This is a genomic window from Olivibacter sp. SA151, from assembly GCF_054130995.1.
On record NZ_CP096391.1, the window covers coordinates 2,535,562 to 2,555,678 of the forward strand.

13 protein-coding genes are annotated in these 20,117 nt (G+C 41.7%); 6 read left to right on the forward strand and 7 right to left on the reverse strand.

Going from position 1 to position 20,117, the window contains the following annotated elements:
- Window positions 1-4: 4 nt before the first annotated feature.
- The 7 genes from M1D52_RS10345 to M1D52_RS10375 all read right to left on the reverse strand — a co-directional run bounded on the left by M1D52_RS10345 (window position 5) and on the right by M1D52_RS10375 (window position 7,475).
- Window positions 5-1,129: a sensor protein KdpD gene (locus M1D52_RS10345; protein WP_013667494.1), complete on the reverse strand. Its 1,125-nt coding sequence runs from the start codon at window positions 1,127-1,129 to the stop codon at window positions 5-7.
- Between the two features lie 128 nt (window positions 1,130-1,257).
- A complete protein-coding gene (locus tag M1D52_RS10350; protein ID WP_437392509.1) occupies window positions 1,258-2,337 on the reverse strand; it encodes a porin in 1,080 nt (359 codons plus the stop codon).
- 16 nt (window positions 2,338-2,353) lie between these two features.
- Window positions 2,354-2,914, reverse strand: a complete 561-nt coding sequence (locus M1D52_RS10355) for a K(+)-transporting ATPase subunit C (protein WP_437392510.1) — start codon at window positions 2,912-2,914, stop codon at window positions 2,354-2,356.
- 18 nt (window positions 2,915-2,932) lie between these two features.
- Window positions 2,933-5,014: a potassium-transporting ATPase subunit KdpB gene (gene kdpB / locus M1D52_RS10360; RefSeq protein WP_437392511.1), complete on the reverse strand. Its 2,082-nt coding sequence runs from the start codon at window positions 5,012-5,014 to the stop codon at window positions 2,933-2,935.
- 52 nt (window positions 5,015-5,066) lie between these two features.
- On the reverse strand, window positions 5,067-6,755 hold the full coding sequence (gene kdpA / locus M1D52_RS10365) for a potassium-transporting ATPase subunit KdpA (RefSeq protein ID WP_437392512.1): 1,689 nt from the start codon (window positions 6,753-6,755) through the stop codon (window positions 5,067-5,069).
- A 47-nt stretch (window positions 6,756-6,802) separates the two neighbouring features.
- Window positions 6,803-6,880: a potassium-transporting ATPase subunit F gene (locus tag M1D52_RS10370; RefSeq protein ID WP_354004802.1), complete on the reverse strand. Its 78-nt coding sequence runs from the start codon at window positions 6,878-6,880 to the stop codon at window positions 6,803-6,805.
- 241 nt (window positions 6,881-7,121) lie between these two features.
- Window positions 7,122-7,475 carry a DUF7674 family protein gene (locus M1D52_RS10375; protein WP_437392513.1) on the reverse strand — a complete coding sequence of 118 codons (354 nt, stop codon included), beginning with the start codon at window positions 7,473-7,475 and terminating at the stop codon, window positions 7,122-7,124.
- Between the two features lie 403 nt (window positions 7,476-7,878).
- On the opposite strand from M1D52_RS10375, the gene M1D52_RS10380 reads away from it, so the two are divergent.
- The 6 genes from M1D52_RS10380 (at window position 7,879) to M1D52_RS10405 (ending at window position 19,734) form a co-directional block, all read left to right on the forward strand.
- The gene (locus M1D52_RS10380) at window positions 7,879-8,487 is read left to right on the forward strand and encodes an RNA polymerase sigma factor (RefSeq protein WP_289551635.1); all 609 of its coding nucleotides are present in this window, start codon (window positions 7,879-7,881) and stop codon (window positions 8,485-8,487) included.
- Between the two features lie 149 nt (window positions 8,488-8,636).
- Window positions 8,637-11,045, forward strand: a complete 2,409-nt coding sequence (locus M1D52_RS10385) for a heavy metal translocating P-type ATPase (RefSeq protein WP_437392514.1) — start codon at window positions 8,637-8,639, stop codon at window positions 11,043-11,045.
- A gap of 368 nt (window positions 11,046-11,413) precedes the next feature.
- A complete protein-coding gene (locus M1D52_RS10390) occupies window positions 11,414-12,529 on the forward strand; it encodes a FecR family protein (RefSeq protein ID WP_437392515.1) in 1,116 nt (371 codons plus the stop codon).
- Window positions 12,530-12,641: 112 nt separating this feature from the next.
- Window positions 12,642-16,148, forward strand: coding sequence for a TonB-dependent receptor (locus M1D52_RS10395; RefSeq protein ID WP_437392516.1), 3,507 nt, complete (start codon window positions 12,642-12,644; stop codon window positions 16,146-16,148).
- Window positions 16,149-16,164: 16 nt separating this feature from the next.
- Entirely contained in the window at window positions 16,165-17,940 is a 1,776-nt protein-coding gene (locus tag M1D52_RS10400; protein WP_437392517.1) for a RagB/SusD family nutrient uptake outer membrane protein, read from the forward strand.
- A gap of 120 nt (window positions 17,941-18,060) precedes the next feature.
- Window positions 18,061-19,734 (forward strand): DUF4091 domain-containing protein, encoded by a 1,674-nt coding sequence (locus M1D52_RS10405; protein ID WP_437392518.1) that lies wholly within the window; start codon window positions 18,061-18,063, stop codon window positions 19,732-19,734.
- Window positions 19,735-20,117 lie beyond the last annotated feature (383 nt).

Genomic DNA, 20,117 nt, shown 5'->3' on the forward strand with positions numbered 1-20,117 from the left:
AGGATCAAGATAAAATAATAAGATCGATATCATTGTCAGATAATTTTCTTAATAATTGATTGAAGATACCCGTTGCTAAAATAATGCGAAACAGATTGAGACGCGGTTTGCCGATACAGACTGTGGTTACTTTGTACTTGATCGCTAGTTCAGAGATAGCAAGCGGTACATTTTTATGTTGTATCTGCAATACCGTTCCGCCCAATTCTGTTGCGAGTTTCAAATTGTTAATGAGATAACGTTGTTTATCCAAAGGTATTTTTACGGTAGCCTCTTTGGGCGTTTGCACATAGAGCACATACCATTGTCCATTGTAATAGCTGGCTAACCTAGCCGTTTTACGGATGACCGTTTTCGCTTTTTGTTCATTGCTACTAATACAGGCCAGGAAGCGCTCGGATCGCAACGCCTCTAATGGCGGCACTACGGCGTCAACTTTTCGTTCGACATGGCCCGCCACTTCCTTTAATGCGAGCTCCCGTAATTGAAGGATATGGTCATTCCTAAAAAAATTCTGTAAAGCGGTTTCTATCTTGTCTGCCGTATAAATCTTTCCTTCTTTTAAGCGATCGATTAGTTCGTCCGCTGTCAAATCAATGTTGACAACCTCATCGGCTAATGTGATAATTTTGTCAGGAATACGCTCTTTAACTTCAATTCCTGTAATTTTTCGTATGTCATCATTTAAGCTTTCAATATGCTGAATATTGACAGCGCTGATGACGTTGATACCGGATTCAATAATTTCCAAAACATCTTGCCATCGTTTTTCATTCTTGCTTCCTTCTATATTGGTATGTGCCAATTCATCAATGATGACGACTTCCGGCCTTAAATTTAGTACGCCCTGAACATCTAATTCTTCTAGTTCCTTGCCTCGGTAAAATAGTTTGCGTCGTTGGATAATCGGTAAACCTGCCAACAAGGCTTGCGTTTCCGTACGGTTATGGGTTTCTACATAAGCGATCTTTACATCTATGCCGTTTCTAAGTAGCATATGTGCTTCCTGCAGCATTCTATAGGTTTTGCCTACGCCTGCGCTCATTCCTATATACACTTTGAACTTTCCCTGCCGTGATTTCTTTATCAGGTCGAGAAAATGTGCAGCTTGTTGGTTCTCTTCTTCCATTTGCTTGCTATTGAAGAAATGATATGTCTACTTATAGAAGATAACGTATTCCTTTCACCAAAAATAGATGTAATTGACGTTATCTTCATGTGTTGATGCATTATATTATCGGAAGTGGCCAATAAGTATTAAAAGCTCAATGCAAGTGCTGTTGCAAGCGTCGTACTGTTAGAAGTGGCCGATTGGTTCCGTTTAATGAAAATCTCATCTTTACTTGCCAGCCGTCTGATTTCCGTTCTCCAGACTACATTTGGAAACAATTGATAATCGACATTCATGGAATAACCCCAAGTACTAAATCCTGCCGGGTTTTCGGTTGAAATTATTACACCCTCTTTATCTTGATAATATTCTCCACGAGCAGTAATAGAAAGATTTTGTGTAAGGCCATAGCGGGCGATGATGATGGGTGTATACCATGTATGATATTTGCTGCTGCCTTTTTCCTCCTGTTCAGCTCCGAAATCGAAGCCCGCAATAATACCGAGACGTTCATTCAGCTGGAATTGCGCATAAAAGTTATGAAAGTAACGCATCTGTCGTACGCTGTCTGCTTTGTCACTTCCTATAAAAGAACTACTATTTAGGGTAATGGCATCGTTGGCTTTGAAGGTAAGCTGATGACCAAATGCGGGCGTTGTGTTACCGTCTACCCGTTGGATACGCTGCCAACCATTAAGATAAAGTGCTGCTAGGTACCACTTGCCATCTGCACTGGTATAATTCAATTTTGTGCCTGTCTCAAAATAGGGCGAGTTATCTGCTAGTAGGCTTCTTGTTAAGGTCCAATTATCTTTTCCAATAGCACTTTCAAATCCAATATGAGAAGGCATAATCCCTGCATCAAGCCAAAGCTCATGACGCTTTGAAAGTTTTATACCTACATTGGCCTCATAGATGTTTTTAAGTACACCCGTTTCAGCAGCATAGTTGGCATTCATATAAGTGCCCGCTGCGAGCGCCACATTTGCGCGAAGCCTGTCGTTTGTATAATTCGCCTTTACAAAAGCTAGATTTACGTTAACCTCATCCGTACGATTGTGGCTGTACACAAAGCTTGGGCGTGTGTTGCTCAACGGACGATTGAAATCATGCAAGTAATAAATTTCAGCGTAGCCACTTATTGTCAACGGCGATTGATGATCGTTTTGCGCGAATATATGGAGTGTACTTAGTAAAAATGCCAGGGCACTAATGATTTGTTTCATCTTGATAATTAAATCGTTATTGTATATGATCTAAAGCTAAATTAAGTTTAAGGACATTGATTTTTTCGGGTCCTAACATGCCCAATACGGGTTTTTCCGTGTGATTCGCGATTAACGAAGCAATCTTTTCTGGAGCGATGCCACGGATACGGGCAATTCGTTGTATCTGCACCTGTGCAGCTTTAACGCTGATATTGGGATCCAAACCGCTACCGCTTGCAGTTACCAAATCAACCGGGATATCTGCTTTCTGAATTCCCGGATTATGCTTTAATAGTGTATCGATGCGCGCTTGAACAGTTGCTAAGTATTCCGGATTTGATGGCCCCTTATTACTGCCGGCAGAGCCAGCCGCATTATAGTCAACCGCTGATGGCCGAGAATAAAAGTACTTGTCTACCGTAAACGACTGGCCAATGTTCGTGTAGTATTTTTTTCCGTCTATTAAAACGATCTCGCCTTCTCCGCGATTCGGTGAAATTTGTGCAATGGCCCATACCACACTTGTATACACTCCGGAAAAAAGTATGATGGTTAAGACGGTTAATGTAATTGCTGAAAAAAAATTCTTCTTCATGATGATTTGTTCTAACTTCTATATAAACAGTGCTACCATAACATCGATCAACTTGATGCCGATAAAAGGTATGATGATGCCTCCCAATCCATAGATGAAAAGATTTCTCCTTAAAAGGGCACTGGCGCCGATCGGTTTATAGGCGACACCTTTTAACGCTAATGGAATGAGGAGAGGGATAATAATTGCGTTGAAAATAACAGCAGAAAGTATAGCACTTTCCGGGCTGTGCAAGTCCATAATATTAAGTCCCTGCAAGGCGGGAATCGCGCTGATGAACAACGCAGGAATGATCGCAAAATATTTTGCCACGTCGTTAGCTATCGAAAACGTGGTTAGCGTACCTCGAGTCATAAGTAACTGTTTTCCAATCTCTACAATTTCAATCAGCTTGGTAGGATCGTTATCCAAATCCACCATATTGCCAGCTTCTTTCGCCGCCTGCGTACCACTGTTCATGGCAACTCCTACGTCTGCTTGTGCAAGAGCGGGCGCATCATTTGTTCCGTCACCCATCATAGCTACCAGCCTACCGGAAGCTTGTTCCTTTCGGATATAGTTCATCTTATCTTCTGGTTTCGCTTCTGCAATAAAGTCGTCCACTCCAGCCTTATTTGCGATAAATTTGGCAGTTAATGGATTGTCCCCGGTCACCATGACCGTTTTGATACCCATTTTTCGAAGCCGGGAGAAACGCTCCTGAATGCCTGGTTTAATAATGTCTTGAAGTTCTATGACGCCTAGAACCTGTACATTTCCCGTGGCGTCCTCTTCAGAAACGACCAAGGGTGTTCCTCCGTTTGAAGAAATTTCCTCAACACGGCCGATTATTTCTTTCGGAAAGTTGTTTCCACTTTTTTCGACTAAGTTCCGTATTGCATCGGTCGCCCCTTTCCGTATTTTGGTCGCATCTTCGAGATCAACCCCCGAACATCTCGTTTCGGCCGTAAAGTCAATAAATTGCAATTTGCTTCGATTTTTTGAAGCTTCACTCAATAGAGTAGTACCCATGGCAGCAAATTTGTGTTCAGGATTTATGGACAATTCAATGATCGATTTGCCCTCAGGAGTCTCATCCGCTAATGAACTCAGAACCGCAGCCCTTATAAATCGTTTGTCATCCACGCCTTGGGCGGGGTAAAAGTGCGTTGCCTTTCGGTTGCCAATCGTTATGGTACCTGTTTTATCCAACAATAATACATCAATGTCGCCCGCGGTTTCTACGGCTTTACCGCTCTTCGTGATGACGTTGGCTCGCAAAGCACGGTCCATGCCCGCAATTCCGATGGCGCTTAGCAGTCCACCGATGGTCGTAGGTATTAAACATACGAACAAGGAGATAAACGCAGCAATGGTGATCGGTGTATTTGCATAGTCAGCAAATGGTTTTAGCGTAACACAAACAATAATAAATACCAAAGTGAAACCCGCAAGCAAAATAGTCAATGCAATTTCATTAGGCGTTTTTTGCCTACTAGCCCCTTCTACCAATGCAATCATCTTATCGAGGAAACTCTCTCCAGGTTCTGTTGTTACGCGTACGCGGATGCGATCAGACAAGACCTTCGTTCCGCCGGTTACACTGCTTTTATCGCCTCCTGCTTCGCGGATAACCGGAGCCGATTCACCGGTGATGGCACTTTCGTCAATTGTTGCTAAGCCTTCAATAATTTCGCCGTCGGTAGGTATGATATCCCCCGCCTCGCAAAAGAAAACATCTCCTTTTCGAAGGGAGGAAGACGCGATTTGCGTAATGCTGCCATCGGATGCCAAACGTTTGGCTGGAGTCTCCTCCCGGGTCCTTCTCAATGAGTCGGCCTGGGCTTTACCTCGTGCTTCTGCTATAGCCTCTGCAAAATTGGCAAAAAGGAGGGTTATAAAAAGCACTAAGAAAATAGATAGGTTGTAGGCAATGCTCCCTTGCGATTTCTCGCCCATGAGTGTCCAAATGCATACACCGAACATGACAAAGGTCCCTATCTCCACCGTAAACATAACGGGATTGCGGAACATGATCCGGGGACTGAGTTTTATGAACGACTGTTTAAAAGCTTCACTAACGAGCTCTTGTTGAAACAGTGATTTTTTTTCTGATTTCATTTGTAAATAATTTTTTGTTCTGATTGCCTTCCACCAAGTAATAGACTGTCATTTATCTCATGGTAAAATATTCTGCAATAGGCCCTAATGCTAATGCGGGAAAGAAAGTAAGCGAGGCAATGATCACAATGACAGCAAATACCATCAAGCCAAAAGTTGCTGTATCCGTCTTTAATGTTCCCGCGCTTTCGGGTGTATACTTTTTGTTGGCAAGTAAGCCGGCGATAGCAACCGGACCAATAATGGGAATAAATCGTGAAAGAATTAATACAATACCTGTACTGATATTCCACCAAGGTGTGTTATCCCCAAGTCCTTCAAATCCACTGCCATTATTTGCGGATGAAGAAGTAAATTCGTAAAGCATTTCGCTGAAGCCATGAAAACCGGGATTATTTAACGTGCTTAGTGTAAGTTGAGGTAAGGCAACCGATAAGGCCGTACCGGCTAGTATTAGAAAGGGATGTACAAGCGCAATAATAATGGCTATTTTTACCTCTCGGGCTTCTACCTTTTTTCCCAAAAACTCGGGTGTGCGACCTACCATTAATCCACTAATAAAAACAGCGAGAATAATGAAGATATAAAAATTCAGTATGCCTGCACCCACACCTCCATAAAAGCTATTGGTAATCATCGCTAACAATTCGTTCATGCCGGATAACGGCATGGTACTGTCATGCATAGCATTCACGGAGCCAGTGGAAATGACAGTGGTGGCGATGCTCCAAAATCCCGAGGCCGCGGCTCCAAACCTAATTTCTTTACCCTCCATAGCGCCTAAGGCATTGTCAATTCCCATGCTTCCAATCGCAGGATTACCTCGCATCTCCATGAGTACGTTTGGAATAGCTAGAGCTAAGAACCCAGCCGTCATGGTGGCAAAAATCATATAGGAAAGCTTCTTCCGGTTTAAATAATAGCCCAATGCAAAAATCATGGCTAATGGGATAATCATTTGCGCGACCATTTCTACCATATTGGTCAGATAATTAGGGTTTTCAAAGGGATGTGCTGAATTTGCACCAAAGAAGCCTCCACCATTGGTTCCAACATGCTTAATAGCAATAAAACTGGCAGCGGGTCCTCTAGCAACCTGAACCGTATCTCCCTGCAACGAAATCATTGTATCTTTCCCTTCGAAAGTCATAGGTGTACCATTAAATACAAGTAGGATAGCCACGAGAAGTGAAATGGGAAGTAAAATACGTGTACAAGATTTCAGGAAATACACGTAAAAGTTTCCGAGCTTGTCTGTAGTTCGTTCCTTAAGTGCATTAAATAATACGGCTGCTGCAGCCATTCCGGTTCCCGCGCTTACAAATTGCAAAAACATCAGCCAAAGTTGTCCTAAATAACTCAGACCACTTTCTCCCGAATAGTGTTGTAAGTTGCAATTGACCACAAAGGAGATAACCGTGTTAAATGCTAAATGAGCAGACATGGCCGGATTAGTGTCCGGATTTAAGGGAAGCCAGTCCTGATTCATCAAAATAAACATACCGACAAGGAACCATATGGAATTTATAGTCAATAAAGCAGCTAAATGTTGTTTCCAGCTCATTTCATGTTTTGAATCGATTTTGCCAAGGCGATAGATAGTGTTTTCTATATTGCCAAAAAGGAAGTCGAGCCAAGTGCGTTCGCCACTATATACCTTAGCTATATATTTTCCTAACGGAATCGCTAAGACGCAAGTCAGAAGGAACATGAAAACGACTCCAAATATTTCTGTGTTCATTTTTTTTTAACTAAATGTTGATTTACTTAAGTACTGAATATTGATTTTTAGAATTTTTCAGGTTTTAGCAAGACGTACAGAATGTATGCAAAAACACCAATTGAGATGATAAATAGCGCTGTCATGATTTTATATTTTTTCGAAATAATCCACCAGTTTGAAGAAAAGGGCAAAACAGAGAATGCCGATAAGTATTAGAAGAAGGGTGAGCATGATTTTTGTTTTCTTTTAATTGATCACACGGATAATGATACCGACGATAATGAAAATAATAAAGAGAGAAATAAGGATAGCAAATGGCCTATTCCATTGTGGTTTTATGACTTTTTTTCTCAATTTGCTTCGTAACTTTCTCATGGCGTTCAGTTAATACTGCTGCTTGGTATATACTGTTAATAGTTTTATGGGAATGCGTTTCTCAATTAAGCCCCACTCATATTGACTGCATAATTTCCGCATGCCGTTGAACGAGCGTACAAATAGATTTTCTATCAGATCTTTAACTCGTTCGTTCCCGCAATTGTATATCCAGCCTACAAGGGAGATGGAATAGATGACCTTCGCAATTTCATGTACGGTTATCCGGTCGCGAATATAGCTTACGACCACTTGAAGCGCCCCTGCGAGGTTTTCCCTTGATAATTCGCTTATTTCCCGTTTTATTTCCAGGATCTCGGCGGAGATAATATCCGGAATTTCGTCTTGATTGATTTTGTTCATTTTTAATATTGTTTTGACCGCAGGGTGCCAAAAGCATTCCAATCGTGTCTTGTTTTGTTTAATTGCTTGTATTTTAGTTGTTTAATTCTTTTTGCCTTCTTAGGTCTTGCAAAAAAAAAACTATCATCTTGATAGGGCCTTTATCAAAATGATAGGATGATTGGCCGTTTATATTAGCGATTAATTCGGATGTTTTTCCGAGCGATGAATCGGAGCGTCAAAAAGATAATCCGCTATTTTACGCAAACGGTTGCGTTTGTAACTGGTTTGTTATACTCTTTTTTTTTCTCTAGCATTGTGAAAAGCTAACTGATCATACCTGTCTTAAAGACATTTTGGGAAAAGCAATGCGCTCGTATAAGCGATACTTTTATTTACACGGTTGGGTACAAATTTTTGAAAGATGAAGGCCTATTTTAATCCCGATGAATCTATCTTAATCAAGAAATTGGCGAATGGTAGCGAAAAAGCATTTTACACACTATATGGTAAATACTTTAAACGGGTTTATTCATTTGTTTTAGCTTATGTTAAATCACCGGATTTAACCGAAGATGTCTGTCAGGAGATATTTATTAAAATATGGCATAATCGAGCGAGTTTAGTGGAAATAAAATCTTTCAAGGCCTACCTTTTCACGATCACTCGAAATCACACCCTGAATATTTTAAGAAAGGCAAGCAATTCCCGCATTACGATGGTAGAAGTACTGAGCTATTATCCAACCAATGAAAAAACGACAGAAAACGAAGTTCAATTGAAAGAATATCAACGTTATTTGCATGAAACGTTGGATGGTTTAACACCTACCGCTCGACGTATATTCAAGCTTTGCCGCGAAGAGCAAAAAACCTATGATCAAGTAGCTCGTGAGTTGGGTATAAGTCGAAATGCAATAAAAAAACATATGGTTCAAACGATGAAAACGCTCAAAGCCCTTATCGAGGGGCCATTAGAGGTACGTTGGTGCATTTTCTTTTGGATGAACATTGCCATCTCAGCTTTCATTTAATTTTTAGCATATTGATAACAATATCAAATTAATGGTCAAAGCTGTTGGACAAGATATAAGTAAATCTTACAAATCAATCCTATAATTTCATAATAAAACATGGTGATATTGTTGCCAATTTTGTATTGCAAAAACAAAGCAATCAGCATATGGCGACTAAAGAAACAGTTTATATTCCATTAACCGATGTAGAAAGTGAACACTGCGCATTAATAGTCGAGAAAGGACTTGCACAGATAAGTGGAGTAGAAAGCCACCAAGTAGAACTGAATAACCACAGGGCAGCTATTAGGGTAACGGATAACGCCGTAATTGGGGAAGCTGTGAAGGTCATTAAAGATTTAGGCTACGGAGTTCCCACAGTCAAAAATTCATTTCCGGTATTAGGCATGACATGTGCTTCTTGTGCCGCGAGCGCTGAAAGCATTGTCAAGTACCAAGACGGGGTTGTCAGCGCCGCTGTAAACTTTGCAACTGGCAATCTTACGGTTGAGTACCTGCCAAATATGACCAATGCTGCCAAACTGCAAGAGGCTGTTCGAGGAGTAGGTTACGATTTACTGATTGAAGATGAAACCAAACAGCAGGAAACATTAGAAGCTATCCATGCAGATAAATTTAAGAAGCTAAAAAATAAAACGATATGGGCCGTATTACTATCGCTTCCTGTAGTGATCATTGGGATGTTCTTAATGGATATGCCTTTCGCCAATGAAATAATGTGGTTTTTCTCAACCCCTGTTGTTTTATGGTTAGGTAAAGACTTCTTTGTCAACGCGTGGAAACAGACGAAGCACCGTTCTGCCAATATGGATACATTGGTAGCACTAAGTACAGGTATAGCCTATCTGTTCAGCGTGTTTAATATGCTTTTCTTGGATTTCTGGCATCAAAGAGGGTTACACGCACACGTTTACTTTGAGGCAGCGGCCGTCATTGTTGCATTCATACTGTTAGGCAAATTATTAGAAGAGAAAGCAAAAGGTAATACCTCTTCCGCGATCAAAAAACTAATGGGCTTGCAGCCAAAAACAGTTATTGTAATTGAAGCTAATGGTAATGAAAGACAAAAAGCGATTGAAGATGTGAATGAGGGTGATATAATTCTCGTAAAACCAGGAGAAAAAATCGCAGTGGACGGTTTGGTTATATCGGGAACATCTTATGTAGATGAAAGTATGTTGAGTGGTGAGCCTGTACCGGTATTAAAGAAGGAAAACGAAAAAGTATTTGCGGGTACCATTAACCAGAAAGGTAGCTTCCGGTTCAAAGCGGTAAAAGTGGGCAAGGAAACCATGCTTGCACAAATCATTAAAATGGTACAGGACGCGCAGGGAAGCAAAGCACCTGTACAAAAGCTGGTAGATAAGATTGCTGGTATTTTTGTTCCTGTCGTGATTGCTATTGCCATTTTTACATTCCTTTTATGGTTTATTCTCGGAGGAGATAATGGAGTTGTACAAGGTTTATTGGCAGCCGTTACGGTACTGGTAATTGCCTGTCCCTGTGCTCTGGGCTTGGCCACACCGACGGCCATTATGGTAGGTGTGGGAAGAGGTGCTGAAAAAGGTATTTTGATTAAGGATGCAGAGAGTCTTGAATTAGCGAAAAAAGTAAATGCAATCGTATTAGATAAAACCGGAACAGTTACGGAAGGCAGACCGCAGGTAACCGGTATGCTGTGGTTGAATAATGATGATGCAGCCAAAGATATTCTACTGAGTATCGAAAAGCAGTCAGAGCATCCATTGGCAGAAGCCGTGGTAAAACATTTAGGAGGAATAGAAACCACCGCTTTATCACGGTTTGACAGCATCACAGGTAAAGGCGTAAAAGCCGACTATCATAACGAAACCTATTACGTCGGTAATAAAAAGCTGTTGGTGGAAAATAACATTACTATTGCAGAGCAGCTATTACAGCAAGCTAATCAATGGGGTGAGCAGTCTAAAACCGTTATTTGGTTTTCCAATAGCACACAAGCACTTTCTGTCATTGCGATTGCTGACCAAATTAAAGCTACTTCGATACAAGCCATCAAGGAAATACAAGATATGGGTATTGACCTATATATGCTTACCGGTGATAACAAAGCAACCGCTAAAGCGATTGCACAACAAACGGGCATTAAGCACTACAAGGCCGAGGTTTTGCCGCAGGACAAAGCCGATTTTATAAAAGAATTGCAAAGGCAAGGCAAATTAGTGGCGATGGTTGGTGATGGTATCAACGATAGCACCGCTCTTGCAACTGCCGATGTAAGTATAGCAATGGGAAAAGGAAGTGATATTGCAATGGATGTTGCGAAAATGACTATCATTTCCTCAGATTTGACTAAAATAGCGCAGGCTATCCGCTTGTCAAAGCAGACGGTGACTACCATTAAACAAAATTTGTTTTGGGCATTTATCTATAATGTTATCGGTATTCCGGTTGCCGCAGGTATACTCTACCCAATAAATGGTTTCTTGCTGAATCCCATGATTGCAGGTGCAGCGATGGCATTAAGCAGTGTAAGTGTAGTAAGCAATAGTCTGAGGTTGAAGTGGAAGAAGTAAGCAAGCATTTGTCCTGATTTTGATTTCCATTGATGCCTGCGGGAACTGTGCGGCGGAACGATAATCCAAACCAAGTTACGATACGCTAAAAAATTCGTCGAATAAGGTACGAACGGGAAAAAACAAGATGATTCAGTATTAATCATCTTGTTTTTTTAATTTTTTTTTGATTTCAGATAAATCAGTGAAAGCAAATACCATGGGTACCATTGTCCAATTATACCGTTGGCGATTCCCCGGTTTCTAAGCAACCCATGAAAAGCTAATTTACAATTCTCAGATTTTTAAAAAAGTTTTATTTCTTAGGTACCCTAAATGAGCGTTCGAGTGTCTTAAATTATGTAGTTCCGATAAACTGCATAAACGAGATGAACAAAGACGCTTTTTATAAAGAATTAATCCACAGATACCGCGCCGGCTCCGCTACAGAAGAGGAGTTGGAAGCGTTCTATCATCTTGTCCAATCGGGTGACATAGATCATTATCTAAGCGAAATAATGGAGGACCATTTCTGTGGGGGGCGTCCGAAGAGCAGACTTTCGTTAAATTTCGGTTATGCAGCCGCGATCGTTATATGTTTCGTTTCCGGATTTATTTTCTTTTACTATCAAAATCACCATCATAACCGTGCGATAATTCAACCACCCGGAGAGATAACAGCAGCTAAAGATCAGGCAATTCTAACGCTGGCAGATGGCACTAAAATCAAGCTGGATTCAACCCGAAGCGAAAGCGAAAATACAGATGGGTTTCAAGTGTTAAGTAAACTAAAAGCAGTTATAGGTTACAATAAGGATGCAACAAGGGAAGGCGAAGCTTTGGTATATCATGAGATTGCGATACCAAATGGTGGAAAGTACAAAGTGATATTGAGTGATGGAACCAAAGTATGGCTCAATGCCGGCAGCAAACTCAAATTTCCCGTTCGATTTAGTAAGGCCCGGCGGGAGGTTGAACTTGATGGTGAAGCCTATTTTGAAGTCGAGTCGAAGATTTCCAAACAAGAAAACCAACCATTTACGGTCCATACGCGACATCAAGATATTCAGGTGCTCGGTACAAGCTTTAATATAAAGGCTTATCAGGACGAGCCCAGCGAAACCTCGACACTTGTCACAGGTCGTGTAAACGTAATAAACAAGCGCACCAGGCAAATTTTACAGTTAAATCCCGGAAAAGAGTTGACCTTAAGTAAAGCAGCAGCTGTGACTTCGGTAAGTGATGCAGACATAGAAGAAGTTTTGGCTTGGAAGCATGGGGACTTTGTTTTCAATGAAACACCCATATACGAAATCATGAAGCAATTGGCTAGATGGTATGACGTGGAAGTGGATTTTGGAAGTGTTGCGAACAATATCTATAGTGGATATATACCCCGAGATGCCAATTTGAAACAAGTCTTAGACATGATGGAAAGAACCGGGGAATTAAAATTTGACATGAATAACAGAAAGATTTACGTAAAAACTAAGATGCCTATGTAAAAATCGTATATGAAAAAACCGGTAGCGATGCCGCGCTGCCGGTTTAAATTGGCGCAAGTCAATTTGCCTAAAAAGTTAAATAAACTAATCGACTAACTTAATTTACAAATGTATGAATTTAACTATTCAATACAAAGCACCCTATTGGCCTAAAAGTCACCGATCTTCTTGGACTTTTTTTGATTTAAATGTATTAAAAATCAGTAAGTTAACAATTTTTATATTACTGCTTTCATTACTGCAGGTGTCGGGTAAAGTGTTCTCCCAGGAAATTAATCTCTCGGTAAAAAACGCACCCTTAGCCTCCATCTTGAAATCAATCAGCAAGCAAAGCGGCTACCGTCTTTTCTATAATAGTAAGCTGTTACAGCAGGCAAAGCCTGTTACGATTAACTTACAACATGCTTCTTTGGAAGAAAGTCTTGAAAAAGCCTTAGCCGGTCAGACACTGGCCTATAGTATAGAGGACAAATCGATTGTCATTCGTAACCAAGTCGAGCAGTCAACGCCCCCTATACAAAGTGTGGTACAACAGCTTAGAGTTGGTGGTTTAGTGAAAGACGAAGCCGGCTTGCCCTTAGCTGGCGTAAGCGTTCAAGAAAAGGGGGTGAAGAACGGTACCTTAACCGATTCCCAAGGAAGGTTCAGTCTCAATCTAAGTAAAAATAATGCCATGTTGGTTTTCACGTACCTGGGTTATACCTCAAGAGAAATTGCTGTTACAGGAAACCTAATTGAAGTGATTTTGGAACAAGATCTAGCCAACTTAGATGAAGTGGTGGTAGTAGGTTATGGAACGCAGAACAAAGCGCTTGTAACCGGCGCGGTTTCGCAGATTAGCGGTGAAGTGTTACAAAATCGGCCCATATCGCGTGTGAGCCAGGCTTTGCAAGGGCAGATGCCAGGTCTCAATATTATCACCGGTAGCAGTGGCGGAGCACCTAATGCTACACAGAATATCAATGTCCGCGGATTTACGGGACTGGGAACGACTGGCGGACCACTGGTCGTTATCGATGGTGTACAAGGAGGAGATATCAATGCATTAAATCCGGATGATATCGAGAATATTTCTGTGCTGAAGGATGCAGCATCTGCGGCTATTTATGGATCAAGCGCTCCTTACGGTGTTATCTTAATTACAACAAAACAAGGTAAAAAAGGAAGTAAACCAGCTATTACTTACAATAATACCTTGGGATGGGCCGCGCCGATCAATTTGCCAACCATGCTGAATTCATTGGATTTTGCCAACTTGTATAATGAGGCAGCGACGAATGGAGGGCGAAGTGAAATATTTAGTCAAGAAACGATCGATCGTATCATTGCTTATCAAAACGGATCCTTTAAGGACGAAACGATCGCCAATCCGCAACCCGGCGCAAATGATTATTATACCTGGGAGAATGGAAACGCTAACAATGATTGGTTTAAAGTATACTTTAAAGATCTCGCATTCAGCCAACAACATAATGTAGGTGTTTCCGGTGGTTCCGAAAATACCACTTATTACGTCGGCTTGGGGTATAACGATAGGGCCGGTATGTACAATTATGGTGATGATTCGTATAAGCGCTTTAACGTTCGTACCAACATCACCACATCGGTAGCGAAGTGGTTAGACTTTAGCTACCGTGGAAGCTTTTCAAAAGAACTTAGCAACTCACCTAATACCTATTCAGGAAAAACAGGAGGGAACTATATGCATCAGATCGCTCGAAAGTGGCCAAGTGTTCCCCTTTTTAATCCTGATGGCAATTATTCAGATGCCAGCGATGTATTGCTTCACCAACAAGGTGGACGATCCAAATCAACGCTTGACAAAGCTTTATTGACCGGCGAGTTTATCTTCAAATTGGCGACCGGCTGGACGGCGACGGTTAATTATACATTTGATGGGACATTCCAAGATCAAAACGCTCACACCAAGACGCTCTATTCAGTACGTCCAGATGGTTCGCAATACCAGATAGGTGGTACTTATCCGAACGGATTTAGCCGATCGAACTACCGTATTCAGCATCACATCGTCAACGCATTTACCAAATATGAAAAGCAACTGGACGATCATTTCTTTAGTATAATGGGTGGTTTTGTTCGTGATTACACGGACTATCAGCGTTATGCGGCCAGCAATAGCCAACTCTATTCCGATAATATCCCCTCTTTATCCGGAACTTATGGACCGGCACCGTCTATCAGTGATTTTACTCGAAAACTAGCTTCCGATGGTTTTTTCGGACGTTTTAATTACAACTATAAGCAAAAATATCTATTCGAATTCAATGGGCGTTATGATGGTACATCACGCTTTCTCGGTCCGGTTCGTTGGAAGTTCTATCCCGGCGTTTCCGTAGGATGGAATGTCGATAAAGAAATCTTTTTTGAATCGATTAAAACAACAGTCAATAGCTTTAAATTGAGGGGCTCTTATGGATCACTGGGCGATCAGGCTTTTATTGATCCGGACCCGAGCAACCCGAATTGGTACCCATTCTATCCGAGTTTGGGTACTTCAAGTCCACCGAGTACTAATTGGCTTTTTGGGGGCAACCAACAAGCAGCTGTGTCACCACCGGGCTTGATCAATCCGGATTTAACCTGGGTGACGACCACCTCGTTGAACATCGGAACCGAAATCGGCTTATTGCAGGATCGTTTGAATGCCTCTTTCGATTGGTATATCCGTAAAGCGGACGATTTTGCCGGGCCCGCCCAGGCTTTACCTAGTGTCTTGGGTAATACGCCTCCTAGTGCAAATAACGCAGCCATGGAAACGCGGGGCTTCGAATTGAGTTTACAATGGCGCGATCGAATCGGAGAGGTTAACTACGGTCTACGCACAGTATTGAGTGATTATCGAGGAAAGGTAACCCGTTATCCGAATCCAACAGGTTTAAATAGTACTTGGTATGCAGGCCAGCAAATGGGCGATATCTGGGGCTATACTACTTATGGCCTTTTCCAAAATCAGGCAGAAATTGATGCGGCTCCCTCGCAACAGCGTATATCCGGCCAGACCTGGAAACCGGGAGATGTACGATACGTGGATCTAAACAACAACGGCATTATTGATTTTGGCGACAACACGATTTCCAATCCGGGAGACAGAAGTGTTATCGGTAATAATACGCCCCGTTTCGCTTACGGTTTCACGGGGGATCTCAGCTGGAAAAATATCGATTTTATGTTTTTTATCCAGGGAATCGCAAAGCGTGATGCATGGGTTGGGTCCAATTATTTTTGGGGTATTGTGGGCGACGAATGGCAAAGCTCACCTTTCAACGTGCACCAAGATCGTTGGAGTCCGGATAACCCCAATGGCTATTTTCCGAAGTTTTACTTAACTGGCGAGAATGGAAAGAATACGCAGACACAAACGCGTTATTTGCAGAACGCAGCTTATTTGAGATTGAAAAATATTCAGCTGGGCTATTCACTGCCCAAGTCTTGGTTGGAAAAAATAGGTTTCAGTAAAGTGCGATTCTATGTCAGTGTAGAAAATGTTTTCACGATTACGGATTTGATCAAAACAATGGATCCCGAGCTGTCGATTAGCGATGCCAAGATCTATCCCTTACAGCGGACCTATGCAGCGGGTGTGAATTTGTCTTTTTAAAGTTTATTCAAACGATATGAAATTACTACAAACAATAGCTTTGCTTATGCTTTGCTGCTTTTTCTCCAGCAGCTGCCAGAAGGATTTGTTAGAGCAAACTCCTGAAACCAATATCAGCGACGCAGATTATTGGAAAACGGCTAACGACTTGAAGCTTTACGCCAATAATTTTTATAATACGATGTTACCCAATTATAATGGTTGGGGATCGATCGGTATTTATGGCTTGGATGCGAATGGCAGCGATAATATGATCGCTACCAGCTATAATTCAGCCTTAAATGGCGAAAGAGTTGTTCCTGGAACTGACGGCGGCTACGGTGCTTATGGCGACTGGGCGGCGCTTCGGAATGTGAATTATTTTTTGGCTAATTATAACAAAGTAAACGAGTCCTTCGATGTAATCAAAGCATATGTGGGAGAGGCACTCTTTTTCAGGGCATATTTCTACTTTGATAAATTGAAGAGTTTTGGGGATTTACCTTGGATCAATGTTCCGCTAAACACTTCGTCGGAAGAAGTTTATAATGAACGTTTGCCTAGAAATATTGTAGTCGACTCCCTGATGAATGATTTGGACAAAGCCATCGCATATTTGCCTACAAAAGGTTCGGCGGAAGCTTCGCGTATCAACAAGGAAATTGCCATGCTCTTTCAAGCCAGAATAGCACTTTTTGAGGGCACTTGGGAAAAATACCATGCCGGTACACCTTTTGGCGTTTCGGGATCGGATGGAAGCAAATTCTTAGAAAAGGCTGCTTCCGTGAGCTCCGCACTGTTGGACAATAGTGGAGGGTACGGTCTAGCGTCGTTTTCGACCGATGATGATTATTGGCGTCTCTTTAACCAGGTAACTTATAGCTCCAACAATGAGGTTATGCTCTGGCGCGCGTTTAATTTGAGCCTAAACTTAGGGCATCGCTGGCACCGCTATACCCCAAGTGGTGGAGGGAGAGGTGTAACCAAAGATTTAGTAGATGCCTATTTGTGCATAGATGGAAAGCCTATCGGGTCAAGTGATCTCTACCAAGGTGATGCAACCTTGCACGATGTCGTTGCCAATAGGGACCCCCGTTTAAAACAAACAATCTATGTGCCGGATGGCAGCCATATCATCACAGATAACCGCCCAGGTGGACAACCCGTTGTTGTCTTCGAATACCCCACGTTTGATGTTGCTAACGAAAACAAATCGTTAACCGGTTATCAAGTGTACAAAGGCCATAATCCAGATTATAATCAACAACAGGATTTGGGTACTACCGGACAAATCATTTTTCGTTTTGCTGAGGCCGTTCTTATCTATGCTGAAGCTAAGGCCGAACTCGGGCAATTTACACAGGCAGATGCTGATCGAAGTATTAATTTGCTGAGACGGCGCGTTGGTATGGTCGATTTATCCGTTGCCAACATTGAACGCGATCCTAATTGGGAATTCGATGACATCAGTCCGCTGCTCAACGAGATTCGCCGGGAAAGACGTGTAGAACTTGCCTGCGAAGGGTATCGCTCGGATGATTTATTCAGGTGGGCCGCTATTGATGAGAAAATCAGTGGCTGGAAGCCCAAAGGAGCCAAAAGAGCACAATGGGAAGTAGCAGGGGTGCCTGAAAATATCGCTACGGCTGTAAAGAGTTTTCCTGTAGACGCGGATGGATATATCGAATATTATCAGCAAGTAGGTGCCTTAAATGCGGGGTATCAGTTTAAGCTTGATAGAGATTATTTATCACCCATTCCGCTTGATCAGATCAGTTTAAATCCAAAAATTAAGCAGAATCCCGGGTGGTAATTTTGATTGGTTGGTGGCAAGCTGTTCGAGAGAACGGCTTGCTTTTTTCTTTACATTCGATATTTATCAGGTAGTATTAGGTCAAGCTACCATCAATTGTCAAATACTAAAACAAAAAACATGCAACTAAGAGAATTGATTAAAAATGGCTTAGCAAGCGTTTTGTTAGGTTTTGGAATCGTTGTTTCCATGAAAAGTGCTAATGCTCAGCTTTCTGCGTCTATGGTAGATCCTTTGGAGAAAATATTTCCCGAGACGGTCCTCCCTTATGACAGCTTCCATGAGATTGATGTAGCTAAAGGCGAAGTGGCGAGTGCTCAGTTAGTCCTTCGGAGTGGCGAAAACTTGGATCAAGTGGAGCTATCTGTGGACGCACCTGGTTTACCGAATGAAGGAATAACTTGCGGTGCGATTGGCTTTGTACGAGCGGGGCGCCAATACACCGATCCGGCGGTGGACAGACTCGTTTCGAATACAGGTTTTTATCCCGATCCCATATTGGATGATAAACCATTGAGTCTTCAGGCAGGATTAGCCCAGGCTTTTTATATAAGCATACCGATTTCTGCGGAAACGAAAGCAGGGACATATCCGGTAAAAGTGGACATTAGAACAAAGGATATGCAAATACGAAAAGAGTTTGCTATTCATGTGCACAATGTTCGTTTGGCGAAACAAGAGTTATGGGTAACCAACTGGTATAGTTTAGCGCCCGAACGCTTGGCTCTATTGAATAAAGGGGAACAAGTAAAATCCTTTGGCCCGGTATACTGGCGTTTAATAGAAACTTTGGCAAATAAAATGGCTGCTTATGGACAAAATACAGCGCTTATTTCACCGCTGGATTTAGCTATTTACAAAATGGAAGGGGAACATTTAAGCATTGATTTTTCAAGATTTGACCAAACGGTAGATATTTTTCGCAAAGCGGGTGTCTTAGGGAGAATTGAGGGTGGCCATATTGGTCAACGGGCGGGCAATTGGAGTAGTCCCTTTATTGTAAGGGTTCCTGAGCCTCTGGCCGATTCTACTCGCTTCAGGCAGTTGCCAATCGAAGACCCAAGAGCGAAGAACTTCTATGCCCGGTTCTTTAAAGCACTTCTCGCCCACTTAGAAGAAAAGGGATGGTTAAGCGATTATTATCAACACATTGCCGACGAACCTACTGGTGACAACAAAGAATCCTATATTGCCATAGCAAGCTATGTTAAATCCATCGCACCGCAAATCAAAATTATGGAGGCCTGTCATAGCAAAGATCTAGCAGAAACAATTGATTTATGGGTTCCTCAACTTGATTTTTTAAATAAAGATTTCACGTTCTATCAAGACCGTAAAAAGGCAGGCGATGAAGTGTGGTTCTATACCTGTCTGTCCCCTAGAGGCAATTATGCCAATCGGTTTATCGATCTTCCACTTATAAAAACCCGATTGATCCACTGGATAAATTATAAATATCAGATTGATGGTTATCTACATTGGGGTTTTAATTACTGGAACCAAGATCCTTATGAGGAAACAACCGGCATCAATAGCGAAGGAGGGAATATTTTGCCAACAGGAGATTCCTGGATCGTTTATCCGGGTTATCAAAAATTGTATAGTTCAATACGTTTAGAAGCCATGCGAGATGGTATTAACGATTACACACTCTTGCAAATGCTGACAAAGAAGAACCCTGATTTAGCGAAGAAGATCATTGATAATATGGTGTTTAGATTTGATTGGTATGATACGAGTATCAAAAATTTTAGAGCGAGCAGGAAGGCCATGTTAAAAGCTCTATCAGAATAAATTATGGCAATATAATAAGGGCTTGGCTACTTTCTATACTGCCAAGCTTTTATTTAAAGAAAAAAACTTACGAATTATCGCGAATCTCGTTTACCTAAAGCCTAAACAAAGACCTAGTGGAACAGTAGACATCTCGTTCAGAATGCGATAGAATTGAAAGTAATAAGGTTCATTTGCTTTTTCCTAACTGCTTTAGTTAATTATTCTGTGTCCTTCAACACCTAAGTCGACTTCCAAGCTACAGTGGATTTTAGAATGCGAGCAAAGACGATTTATATGACATCTTTGTTATGTTAAAATGATACAATAAAATGCCAATTTTATATAGGTTAAATATTTGTTTAACACCTAACTTGCCCGCATTAAAGCTAACCGCAAGCAGG